Origin of the sequence: Acinetobacter bereziniae LMG 1003 = CIP 70.12, assembly GCF_000368925.1 — a bacterium.
GTDB lineage: Bacteria > Pseudomonadota > Gammaproteobacteria > Pseudomonadales > Moraxellaceae > Acinetobacter > Acinetobacter bereziniae.
Map to the genome: position 1 here is coordinate 1630993 of NZ_KB849755.1, position 13333 is coordinate 1644325.

General features: G+C 36.5%; 8 protein-coding genes. 2 read left to right on the forward strand and 6 right to left on the reverse strand.

Annotated features, from left to right (window positions below; translation table 11 throughout):
- Positions 1–130: 130 nt before the first annotated feature.
- Entirely contained in the window at positions 131–772 is a 642-nt protein-coding gene (locus tag F938_RS09425) for a hypothetical protein (RefSeq protein ID WP_042066450.1), read from the forward strand.
- Between the two features lie 248 nt (positions 773–1020).
- Positions 1021–2751, forward strand: coding sequence for a proline--tRNA ligase (locus F938_RS09430; RefSeq protein ID WP_005031090.1), 1731 nt, complete (start codon positions 1021–1023; stop codon positions 2749–2751).
- 427 nt (positions 2752–3178) lie between these two features.
- On the opposite strand, the gene F938_RS09435 is transcribed toward F938_RS09430, so the two are convergent.
- The 6 genes from F938_RS09435 to F938_RS09460 all read right to left on the reverse strand — a co-directional run bounded on the left by F938_RS09435 (position 3179) and on the right by F938_RS09460 (position 13082).
- Positions 3179–4138, reverse strand: a complete 960-nt coding sequence (locus F938_RS09435) for a DUF6160 family protein (protein WP_005031091.1) — start codon at positions 4136–4138, stop codon at positions 3179–3181.
- Between the two features lie 95 nt (positions 4139–4233).
- A complete protein-coding gene (locus tag F938_RS09440; protein ID WP_005031092.1) occupies positions 4234–6696 on the reverse strand; it encodes a DUF6160 family protein in 2463 nt (820 codons plus the stop codon).
- A gap of 25 nt (positions 6697–6721) precedes the next feature.
- Positions 6722–7474 carry a DUF6160 family protein gene (locus tag F938_RS09445; RefSeq protein ID WP_005031094.1) on the reverse strand — a complete coding sequence of 251 codons (753 nt, stop codon included), beginning with the start codon at positions 7472–7474 and terminating at the stop codon, positions 6722–6724.
- A 16-nt stretch (positions 7475–7490) separates the two neighbouring features.
- Positions 7491–9047 (reverse strand): hypothetical protein, encoded by a 1557-nt coding sequence (locus tag F938_RS09450; protein WP_005031095.1) that lies wholly within the window; start codon positions 9045–9047, stop codon positions 7491–7493.
- 252 nt (positions 9048–9299) lie between these two features.
- Entirely contained in the window at positions 9300–10697 is a 1398-nt protein-coding gene (locus F938_RS09455; protein ID WP_005031096.1) for a hypothetical protein, read from the reverse strand.
- Between the two features lie 930 nt (positions 10698–11627).
- Positions 11628–13082 carry a hypothetical protein gene (locus F938_RS09460; protein ID WP_004827597.1) on the reverse strand — a complete coding sequence of 485 codons (1455 nt, stop codon included), beginning with the start codon at positions 13080–13082 and terminating at the stop codon, positions 11628–11630.
- Between the last annotated feature and the right edge of the window lie 251 nt (positions 13083–13333).

Here is a 13333-nt window from a genome sequence, read left to right on the forward strand (position 1 = left end):
ATAAAAAAAAATATTCTGTATTTTTTTAGAACTTAATTGTTTATTAAAATTTTGTAACCACATAAAATGATCAAAGATCGTTTTTAAAATCATATAACTGACTTTATTTTTTGGGGATGGCAGACTTCGAATGGATAGAATAATCTATTACCAAAATACAGACTCAAAAACAAAAAAAATACGCTGTTTGACCTTGGCAATGAGTTTGATCACCTGTAGTGCATTGGCATATGCAGATGTATCGCAACCTAGAGCGGCTTGGTATCGATATTATGATAAAAATGGGGTCGCAAATATTAGTACCTCTGTCACGCCTGCACACATCAAAAATGGCTATGAAGCACTTGATCGCAATATGCAGGTGATTAGACGCAATCAAGCCTACAACGTTGAAAAGGATCTGCAACAGTCGACCTTACGTGCCTCTGAAGTGCGTAAATTAGAACAAGATGCCCGTCTTAAACGTGCTTATGGAAACTCATCCGTTGCCATCAATAAACGCAATGAGCTTCTCAACAACTTAAAACAGCAAATAGCATTACAAAATCAAAATCTTAAGCAATTACAAAGTGATCGAATCATATTAAAAAGACAGGAAATGGAATATTATAGAAAAGGTAATACCGTACCGTCTACGCTTAAAGATCGAATCAAATACAATGCAGAAAATATAGATAAAACAAAAGGCTACATTGAAAATTTACAAAATAATTATCGCAGTACACAAAGCAAGTATGACGATGTTATTAATCGGCTCAAAAAACTTGAATAATCAACTTTTAAATCAAAAAAAATTCATGTTCTCTATTGAAAAAATCTCAACAAAGACCAAAGCTATTTATATTTTCACTCAACTTTTTAAGTTTGAACCTCATACAATAACCATGAATAACACATCGCATATCATCTGGTCTTTGTATTTCAGCCCAATCGGACATTAAAAATCTTCAGCTAATTTTTTATCGTATTATTTTATCGTATAATCTTCCCTTTAAATCTAAAAATTTTAGGACAGTTTCCATGCGCGCGAGTCGCTTTTTGTTTGCTACGTTGAGAGAAACCCCAAACGATGCTGAGGTCATTTCACATCAGTTGATGTTACGTGCGGGGATGATTCGTAAGTTGGCTTCAGGTTTATACACTTGGCTGCCGATGGGTGTACGTGTACTCAATAAAGTTGAAGCAATTGTACGCGAGGAAATGAATCGCGCAGGCTCATTGGAAACGCTCATGCCCGTAACACAACCTGCTTCACTTTGGGAAGAATCAGGTCGATATGTGCAATATGGTCCTGAACTTTTACGGTTTAAAGATCGTCATACCAACGATTTTGTGCTCGGTCCAACTCATGAAGAAGTGATTACTGATTTAGCGCGCAATGAGCTAAAAAGTTATAAGCAACTTCCGATGAATTTCTACCAAATTCAAACCAAATTCCGTGATGAAATTCGCCCTCGTTTTGGTGTGATGCGTTCACGTGAATTTATTATGAAAGATGCATATTCTTTTCATGTCGACCAAGCGTCACTACAAGAAACATATGATGTCATGTATGACACATACTGCCGAATCTTTACACGCTTGGGCTTAAATTTCCGTCCTGTTCAAGCGGATACTGGCTCGATTGGTGGTTCTGGCTCACATGAGTTCCATGTACTTGCATCAAGTGGTGAGGATGATATCGCATTCTCTACCGAATCAGATTTCGCAGCCAATGTTGAAATGGCTGAAGCAATCTTGGTCGGTGAACGTGCTGCACCAAAACAACAATTTACGATTGTCGATACGCCGAATCAAAAAACCATTGCAGATGTTTCTGCCTTTTTAAATACAGATCCAGCCCATTCTGTTAAAGCTTTATTGGTACAAGGCGTTGCAGATGAAAAAGGTCATGTTCCAGTAGTTGCATTGTTCTTACGTGGCGATCATGAGCTCAATGAAATCAAAGCTGAAAAGCACCCTCTGATTGCTGCACCATTGACTTTTGCGACTGACGAACAATTAAAAGCATTAGATTTGACAGCTGGATTCTGCGGTCCTCAAGGATTGGTGGAAAAAGGCATAGTAGTCATTGCTGATCGTGCCGCTTCAGTGCTTTCTGACTTTGTTGCTGGTGCAAACGAAGTTGATAAACATGCTATTGGTGTAAACTGGGAACGTGATGCTCAGTTTACTGAAGTGTTTGACTTACGCAATGTTGTAGAAGGTGATCCTTCTCCAGATGGTCATGGCACCATCATGATCAAACGTGGTATTGAAGTTGGTCATATTTTCCAATTAGGCAAAAAATATTCTGAAGCTTTGGGCTGTAAAGTTCTCGGTGATGATGGCAAACCATTAGTGGTGACTATGGGATGTTATGGTATTGGCGTAACACGTGTAGTTGCCTCTGCAATAGAGCAAAACTTTGATGACAAAGGGATCATTTGGCCTACGGCGATCGCACCTTTTGAAGTTGCTATTGTTCCAATGAATGCTCAAAAATCACCACGTACACTTGAAGCTGCTGAAGCACTGTACAATGAATTGCAAACAGCAGGTTATGATGTATTGCTTGATGATCGCAATGAACGCCCTGGTGTTAAATTCTCTGATTTAGAGCTGACTGGTATCCCTCATCGTATCGTAATTGGTGAGAAAGGTTTGGATGCTGGTACTTTCGAATATAAAGGTCGTAGAGATGCAGAATCTGTTGATTTAAGCAAAGCAGACCTGTTGGCTAAATTAGCGAAATATAGCCAAACCGTCTGATTATTCATACAAGTGATTTTGATGTTAATCATTGATGTCAAATGAGATTTATGATTTTCAGATGATTCATTTATTTTGTCCTCTTGAATCATCGATGGTCTTGCTATCGTGAAGCGACATGGATGTCGCTATGTTGAGCGGGGGTATAGGATGTACCCCTCGCTCAACAGAAGATTTTTGTCACTTTTCATCTCTGAAAAGTGAGTTAATGCCTACGCAAAACAATTTAAACTTTAGAGATAAAGCGTGGCCTTGCAAGCTTTAGATCATTAAACAATATATTTATCGCATTCATTTTATTGATCAAGAGAAATGATATTCTACTGTATGAATTTTTCGACAGGTTGGCTATAGTTTTGCCACACCATGAAAAAACCCGCAGATTAATTTGTGCGGGTTTTTTATTTAATCATGTTTTAACTCATCGCTATAAGCCATTAATTTTCACTTTTAAATCTGTAACAGATGTCCCAATCGCACCAAAGTTCCCCATCGAACCATTCTGAAGGCCATTAAAAACAGTCGCTGCACTTGCACCGCTCGTTCCCATGATCATCTGATTGATTCCAAGATCAAATTTACTCGACTCACCCGTATTGCCAAATACAAAGCCACTTGACTCCACACCCGCATAGAAACCATTTAACGAAAAACCATTGGTTTTGTCTGTGCCTGTCAGTTGAAAATTAAAATTTGCACCTACATCACTATCATCCGATAAAAGTGCAATGGCACAACCAGTTCCTGTACCACAAATCGACTGAATTGCTCCACCAAAAGCAATCATACGACCTTGAGGCGCATTGCCGAGCTGTAAATTCATCGTTGGTTTTGATGCTGCAAAATTAATGTCAATGCCACTGTCCATTTTTAATATTTTAATGACATCGCTCTTTTCTGAAGTACCTGTGAAAATAGATTGATAGCTTGCTGGACCCGAAGATGAATTTGCACCTGCCAAGTAAAGCGCAAAAGGTGAAACCTTTATCCCTGTAATATTACTTCCAAAACTAAGACCAATATTGGCAAAAGGCTTACCTGTTGAACCACTGATCGCACTTCCATCAGTATCCATCACAACATTCATCGTTGACGAATTAGAAGCACCTAAGAAGCTTACATTCATGCTCTGATCTGCAAGTGTACCAGCACTTTTACCTGCAACAACAAGCGATGCTTTATTTGCATCATTCACAGTTGTACCTAAGCCATCACGATCAATAATAGACAGTTGATTCACTTGGACTTTGCTAATATTTATACCAACATCAATCCCTGCCTGACCCGTTGTTTGAGAAAGACCTTGATCATCCAGTGGCTGCATTGCCATTGCAACTGGACTCAATACCAATAATGATATACACCCTAGCTTGTTGTTTTTCTTCATTATCCTAATCCTTAGGAAACTTTATATATTGCCGACCACATCACAGTTTAGTTTGAAATTTTTGGTGATGGAAGAATAACCCGACCAATAACCGATCAATTTCGAGGAATAATATTCAGCTCACTACTTAATCGACCACCTGTTAAGGCGATTTCACCTAGACGTGCGCCTGAAACCAAGGCACCTGAAGCTGCTGGAGGATAAAAGTTTAAATCTCTTGCTCTAAATACACCATTTACAGACTGTGTTGGATTAAATTGCAGACTGGTATTAAATCCAACCTGCCCTGTTCCCGTATTTGAATTCTTACTGATCACAATCGCATTATTAAAACGAATATCTCCTGTCAAATTATCTAAGCCCAATGAAGAACCGTTGACAGGATCACTGATCTGAATAGTGTTATTGGTATTGGCTAACTTCAAATCACCCACTACATTCAGACGGTTCCCAGTACCATCATCTTTGATCTCACTATTCGGAATCAAAGATAAATCCATATCTCCACCAAAGCGAAGTTTCAAACCGAAGAGCACATCATCGCTTTTCGCAAAATTATTGGTATCTGAAACACTTTTATTACCACATGCAACCGAGGTTGTAGCTAAGCCTAGTGCACAGGATTTATATGTAGTTCCAGGCAAATATCCACCAGCAACTTCTGCTGCCATCACCACCAGCATATTTTTTAAGCTTAGGTTTAAACTTCCATTTTCTACACCAACGCTACCATTTCCCTTGAGTAGCATATCGATATTTCTAAGCCCCATATAATAGTCTGTAGGTTGACCATTTCTCAGTCCACCATCAATGACCAATATTGAAGTAGTATTGTTACCGATCTTATTCGCGCCATTTTTATCTACACCTTCCGTTGTTAACCCTAATGAAAAACCAAGCCGAGCGGTTTGACCAGAACCTGCTATTTTATTTTGTGTACCATCAACTGAATAAGAATAAACTTTATCTGCATCCACAGTAGTGCCATACATCGCTAAGTTTGCATTTAGATTATAAAATGGTAGTGCCAATCCCCATTGGTTATTCAGCCCATTGTCGGTAAATAAATTATTTGCCGCTACACCAGCACTTGTAGTAAATCGCCCTCTTCTAGAAAAAGATTGAAATGCCGCATTTCGAATTGAGGTCATCACGCTATAAGGACGATTCCCAGCAGTTAATGTTGTATAAACATCTTGCTTATAGTCATTCAAGCTGGTTAATGACTGACCGTTACCAAAACTTGAAGATTGGAATGTAGAGTTAACGGGCAAAGTGACTTGTTTAGAATCCATAAGATTTAAAAATACACTTCCAGTGTCAAAAGATGCACGACTTCCTTTTTGTAAACCAGTTAGATTTCCAAATTCAAATCCATAGCTATTTAGTCCAGCACCACCTATTTCTAAAGTTGTCGCATCAGCACCACCTGAAAGCATGCTATCACCATCTTTAGTGAAATCAGTTTTCATACGAAATGCAATACCAGAACCGCCAACAATATCTTTTCCAGTATCTATACCTGATGAATTCACAGCAGAGCCTATTAAGCTGCTTGCATTTTGTACACCACGGAACTGAAGTGAACTGTTAACCATCCGCCCACTGGCACCAACACGAATTAAACCTTTTGCACCTGAGGGAGTATTATACTGATCCACTGCATAAACAGATGTTGCTGAAGGGTTGGCTCCCTTATTATTCAACATAATCTCAAGATTTAGACCTGCATTGGATGTTGTTGTACCATTTCCATATGAACCTGTATTCATAAATCCCGACTTAGTCGAAGCAGGATCAACAACGCGACCTAAATCGGCATAACCATAAGTTGCATCTGGTGTTTGAGTACTTCCAGCAATGTTTGATCCCGAATTGGTTTGTAATTTAAAGCCTTCAGCAGCATCAATAAACATAAAACCATTTGCATTAAAATTAAAATTAAAATTCTTTAAAATTAGCTGATTTAATTGATTTATTGCACTGGTTTGACCCAAATAGATATTGGCATTTTGCAAACCTAAAGCCAGCGTACCTTGGTCATTTTTACCAAGCAATCCATTGGTTGTTTTTAATCCAATACTGGTATTCGATGCTGTTTGAACAGCTAATGTACCAATCTTTGCACTACAGCGTGCTCCACTTGGATCACTATCACACACTCGGAAAGAGTCTACTGTTAATAACATAGGTGAAAGTGATACATCTAGATTCACGCCTGTTTTACCACTCACTGTGCCCATATTGAGTTTTACATTGGCTTTTAATGGGTCTGTAGAAGTATTACTTTGCTGAATCTTAACCGTATCTGCGGTTGCTGTAAGGGCTTGACTTGTCGCATCTGTTTCAGCTCGCCCAGCCTGATCTGTCCAATATAGTGTTTGAATGTTGGCTTCTTTTAATGTGGCTTCTATATTCACACCATCTTGACCATTCACATTTCGCAGATCACCATCATCCAAAGCTTGAAGTGCATAAGCAGGTACATGCATTGCCAATAAGCTGAATGCCAATGTATTTAAAATAAATCCTTTTCGCTGTTCTTGTTTTATTTTCATCCCTAAACCCTCAGACTTATTTCACTTAGCAACGCTTGTTCATACTTGAATCACAGCTAAACATCATTAACTTTCCCTGAAGTGCAAGATTGCCATTCATCTGCATACCCATAAACCCAGTTTCACGCCCTGTATCATAATTGTTCGCAGTAGAACCATTTGGACCTGTTGTTTGGGCTTTAGCAGCATATTTATTCAGTTTTAGATAACCATATTGAGCTGCGGTTGCACCCAATGAGTTTTCAGTAACTGTTCCATCTGGATTGGTTATACTGGTAAATGCATCCTTTTCTATGGAAAGTGAATTAAATCCAAAATTACGAATTTGAATGGGTTTATCTGCATCAAAAGATAATTGAAACGCAGGTTTTATCATTTGTTGGTTTGCAATATTCTTATAGACCAAATCCGCACCATCTAAACCTAACTTCTGGATATTAATCGTTCCTTGAATACCCTTAAATACCACCCAAAGTTTATTTCCACTGACACTACTTGCAGCACCACCTGAATCTACATAACGGTTATTGACTGAAAGTGCTAAACGACAAAACTCTAAATTTGCACAAATTCCACCAACACCATTATCAAACTTATAGGCATTATTTGTTTGATAATATGAATCGTTGGCATTGATCTGATTCAGTACTAGCTTGAGTGATAAGTCTGCCCCAGCCTGACCTTCAACGTGTTGCAAGTCCGAGTCAGATAAAGGTTCCATTGCCACAGCATAAACACTCAACATACTGGTTAAAATAAGAAGTACACTTTTCTTCATCATATTTCTCCTTATTTTATAAGCCTTTGGTTGTTATTTTCATATGTTGAATCAGCATACCATCAATGACTGCGGAACCTAAATTATTTTGGGCATTTGAAGTTGATGCATTACTCAATTGGTTAAATGAAATTCCGACAGCACCCGCACTTTTGTCAGCAAGCAAAGTTTTTCCAGCATCTGGACTATAGACCGTCCCAATACTGATACTGCTATGTGTCGCTGAACTTCCTTGATAACCTGAAATTGAGCTTGAACCACAATTATAAACATTACATGTAGAGCCTTTATAAGACGAATCAGCACCTGTATAGTCTGTATATATTTGTTTATAAATTGATTCTTTATTTGGTATTCGTGCCAGCTCTAAACTAAAGTTTGTACCATCAGAACCAAGAATTAAAGGCTGATATAATGAACCTAATACTAAATTCGTATTCAGGTTATAAATATAAATACCTTCCTTATCTGAGAAAGTTGGAGCCAGTCCACCATTGATCGCTGGAGTCGATAAAATATCTTGGGCTGTACCTGTGGTACAACCATTCAAATTTCCAACGCCACACTCTTGCGTGCTTAATCTCAAAACTCGGTTCATCAAATTCGCAGGCATTGTCCAAGAATTTGCTGCAGATGTTCCTAACAATTTAGAACCATCCCCGCTATTTAAGCGTATAACTCCAGCCAACCCTAAGGTATTGTTATAGAAGGCACTCATTCCCCCAGTATTGGTTGCACCACCGAGTGTCTGGAATAATTGAATTTTACTTCCATTCAGTCCAAAACCGTTAAATACACCTTGTAATCGAATACGATTTGCCCGACCTGTTGTTGTGCTACTAAACCCTTCACCTAAGTTAAATTGGTTCGCATCCTGATCTGGTTTACTTTGATCACGTACAAAAGCATCTGCCCATAAAGCAAGTTTAAGATTATATGCGTCTTCTCCACCTGCATCATTTACAAAAGGCTTCGTCGTTACGGTTTTGTTATCCGAAGCAAATGTATATATATTTTCATACAACGGCGCTTCAAAATTCAAATAGGTTACAGAGCCACTACTGGTACCAAAATCAGGAATATTTGAATCTGTTTTTACGTTAAATATCCATGGGTTTGTTGCCGTTCCCCAACTTCGAATCGCTGCATTTGCTACACCATTGGTTTGTCCTGAATCTAAGCGAAGGTTGGCATTATTGGTTGCATTTCTAGACAATGCTAAGCCATATAAATATAAATCAGCTTTACCAACAGAGTGATCACTTGAGTTCACAGTACCATCTTTATTTGTATCTTGCACAAGAGATGACAATGGACCTACTGGCACATAATAGATATAACCAGTATCCAGACTACGATTAGTCAGAATTGTATCTTGTGACTGGTTTGCTCCAGCTCCCTGAAACACCATATAAGCATTTGTAGGTAATAAAGCGATGCCTTCACCTGTCGTATCACTTAATTTTTCATCAGACATTGCTTCCAAAGCGAAGCTAGATTGGGCGATGACTAAGCCAATAAAAGCTGCCAAAACAGTTTTATGAAATTTTGCCGTATAATTGAGTGTAGTCATCTATGACCTTCCTGTGTTATACGATGCTCCGCACCATATTTTATTTTATTTCTGTAATCCCTACGACACTGTATAAAATAGTCTTTCCTTGTCTATACAGTTTTGTTATCTATATCACACTTTATCTTATGCAATATTTTTTATTATGCCAAAGACTTTTATGTAAAATATATGACTTTCCGATAAACGTTTAAAATAAAAAAGCAACAGTAAACTTCCATACTGTTGCTTTTAATCAGCTAAATAATTTAACTAACAGAATTTTAAAGAACCGTAACAGTTTGGGGTGAAATCCTGTTTTGCTAATTGTAAATTATTTAATGTCATATTAGGTCTAGTTGCATCTTTTAAATCGACTTCTTTTAAAGGAATCGTACTACCAAAAAGACAATTTTCTAGTGCTAGCCCCCCACATTGTACTGGTTTATCTTGCAAATAATCACTTACTTGATTCATCACTTCATTTAAAGTAGCTTTAGGAATATCTACCTGATCAGTTGGATCAATTTTTCCAATATCAATTGGATTAGAAAACTCCAACCACCAACCTTTTGAAGCCGTAGATTTATTTCCTGGCCATTGTATATCTTGTCCCTGTAATGATAATGATGCAGGAGTTCCGTTTAAGCTTGCTTTATGAAAATACCCTAAATCTTCATTAATAGTCACATCTACATTCAAGTTTTTAATTGTACCACTAGTTTCTTTGTCCAAATTAATAAAACCAAGCGCTCTTGCAATAATATTGCCACTTAAATCAATATCCCGTACCAAAGCACTAGCCTTCAAAGTTGCGCTGTTAATACGTTTTCCAGTAATCTCTTGCTCTAATAAAGACAAATCGCCTTTTAGAATATTACTCCCAGTCGCTTTATCACGTAAATTTAAATTATATGCAGTTGTGGTAAAACCGACAGGAAATATAAAAGCAGCACAACAAGCTTGTCCATTAATTGCATTATAACCATCGGATTGTATTAATTGCCTTCTAGCAGCCTCACCTGATACCAAACTTGTGCCAAAACCGTTTACTAAAGCAGTTCCTGTAGTTGCGGCAACTTTCATATAACCACTTAAAGAATTAATACCATTTCTGGCACTGCTATTTTCTTGACCAAATGTCAATAATCCGATGGCTTTTTCTGAGCTTAAATTAATCCCCACAACTTCACGCGTCGAAGCACTATTAGGGTTTTTAACTGCGAACTGCATAAAGGGATTTGTTAAGACAGCACTTGATCCTACACGTGCAGCTCGATCAGCTGTACTACCTGTATTTGAGCTTGCAGAATTCCCTAAACCACTTAGGCTTAAATTATCAATATCAATATCACAGTTACCCGCACCATTAGCCCCACCACACCCCAATTGCAGTTTCTTTATATTGGCATTTAATTCTAACTCAGCCTCTAAACCTAATTTATAAAAACCAATATTTTTTGCCCCTATTATATTTCCAGCACCATCTTTACGCTTCGCTTCAAGATTAGTTGCATCAGTGGGTGCAATATAAGTCAAGCTCATCAATGCTTGTCCAGTAGTTTCAGAGAGCTGTTCATCTGACATACTTTGCAAATGAGTAAAGTCAGCATGAGTGGTCGCCATACCAAGAGACAGAAATGTCAAACATAAGATTTTTATTTTAAACATGAACATCTCCTTATCCTTAGATTATGCTCAGAATTGTCACACTCTATTTTTTAATTAGCCAAGTTTTATTTAAGAAAAACTTTATAAATTTAAATCCCTTAGCACATTAAAAAGTTTTTTAGTTTTCAATTGAAAATCACATTTTGTGTAAATTATCACAATTATTTAAAATTAAGCTATATTTCCGACAAAATGCTAATGCTTTTAAAATAAGCTTCCCACATGTAAACAACAATTAAAACCAAGAAAAAATTATTTCTTATCAATATAAAACAAAAGTTTAAAGTTAAAACCTTAAATAAAATGATTTAATCTATACATTAAACACTCTAAAGAATTATGACTTACTCAATTTTTCAGCAAAATACATGATTTTTTATATTATCTTTACAATAATATTTTTATAAAGTTCTCAATTAAATTATCATTTAGTCTTAAAATTCACTTCACTCTAGCAACATGAAGGGTAAGAAAGAACTTTTTCAATTTCACTATGATTCAATTTTCACTTTTTATTGATTTTCAAAAATTCAAATAAAAACTTAATACTTATAAGAATATTTAACCAAGGCATGCACCTACCTACTCTGTATTTTATTCATATCAACATAAGCTATTAAACATTGGAAGATTTGATAAAGCCAAAATTAGAAATTTAATAATCAAAAATAGTTTTTCTTATTATGGATAAATACAGGAATATTAGATCAAAAATATCAAATAAAATTCTTAGTTTTTAAAATCACAACATACTTTTATATTTGATATACCACCTATAAAATGATAAAAATCAATGACAAAAATTTAAAGATCAAAATATATTTTGACCTGTTTAGTTATCTAAGCTCAATTCATAAAAGAAAGTTAAACAACATGATAGAGACCTATGGATCTATTCAATTATCTTTATAAATGCGTATCCACAGAAGCTTAGCAAAATTTTAGTGAACCATAGCAATTTGGTACAAAATCTTGCCCCTTTAGCCTTAAATTTGAAAGATTCATCTGTAAAGGAGAAACTCCAGACAAATTTACATTTCCTAGATTCGCACTGATTCCATTACCAATTAAAACACCTAATAGATCAGAGGTCGTTGCAGGGTTTGATTGTAAGTAGCTCCCTGCCTTTTGCGCAAATTGCCCTAGAAGTGGCTCAATGGATAATCTATCTGTAGGCTCTACCACACCAATTGAAACTGGATCTTGCAATGCTAACCACCAACCGCGCTCAGCCAAGTTTGCACTTTCAGAACCTGGCCATAGTATTTTTATTTGTTGCAAACTCAATGAAACAGGCGAATCAATTTTTAGATTATGTATAAAACCTAAGCTTTCAGAAAAGTTAACTTTAGCCTTAGCACCGCTCACAGTTCCAGACATACGAATATTTGAAAATTGACGCCCATTCCATGCGATTATACAGGTCGGAAGGAATGTTAAATTTTGACAACCTGTTACAGCAGCATTTACTGGTGAACCAGCGGTATAAACAGCTGTTGTTGTACCAAAGATATTACTTTCTACCCTACCTGCTGGTGGAAAATTTGCACCAGTTCCTAAATTAATTGTTGGGATACTCACTTCTGCTGAAAGTTCTGCCGATGTTTTACGATTCCCCACAACTATTAATTGTTGAGTTTCAAAAGGTAATTTATTCATTTCTGGTATACTAAATCCTCCCCCATTTGTAATAAAACTAGCATTAGCTAATCCTAACGCTACAAGATTTCCTTTTATTTGATATTTGGATAAATCCATGTATTGTGCTGCTGTATTTGCATATCCTTTGACTTTACTTTGTTCAGCCACTGAATCACCTATTCCCGACTGAACTTTCATATAACCACTTAAACTATTTATTCCATTTGCTTGATTAGAATTTTCCAGCCCAGCTGTTAATAACCCAACAGCCCTTTCAGCACTTAAACGTAAACCAACAATTTCTCTTTGTGATGCAGATTGTGGATTTTTTATAGCAAACTCAATAAACGGGTTAGTTAATTTAGCACTTGAAGAAGTTCTACCTATCCGAGTATCGGCTATACCACTCAAACTTAGGTTATCAATATCAATATCGCATCCACCTGCACCATTTACGCCACCACAACCCAATTGGAGTTTTTTAATGTTTGCATTAAGCTCTAGTTCAGCCTCTAAACCTAATTTATAAAATCCAATATTTTTATCTCCGCCCAACCTTTTTGATTCAAGATTAGTGACATCAGTAGGTCCTATATAAGATAAACTCATGAGTGCTTGTCCTGTTGTTTCAGCCAATTGTGCATCAGACATATGCTGCAGCGTCGTAGACTCTGCATATACAGCAGGCATGCTAAAAACACTTAAAGAAAAAAACGTGATGTACAAAGGCTTAAACGTGAACATTTCTTCATCCTTAAACTATGTTCAAAACTTCTTGAGCCCTTTTTTTATTTAAAGCAAAACCTAATCTTAAAAATTAATAAAATTAAACTTTTAGCTTAGAAATGTATATGCAGAGCTATATTGTTTATTAGCGTTATTATAACAATTATTTAATTAATCTTAACAAAATAACAAAAATGTAATTTAAAAATAGGGAAATAATTTAAATTTAATTGATTTTAAAAAGCGCATAATCCCATCAACCATGAGAA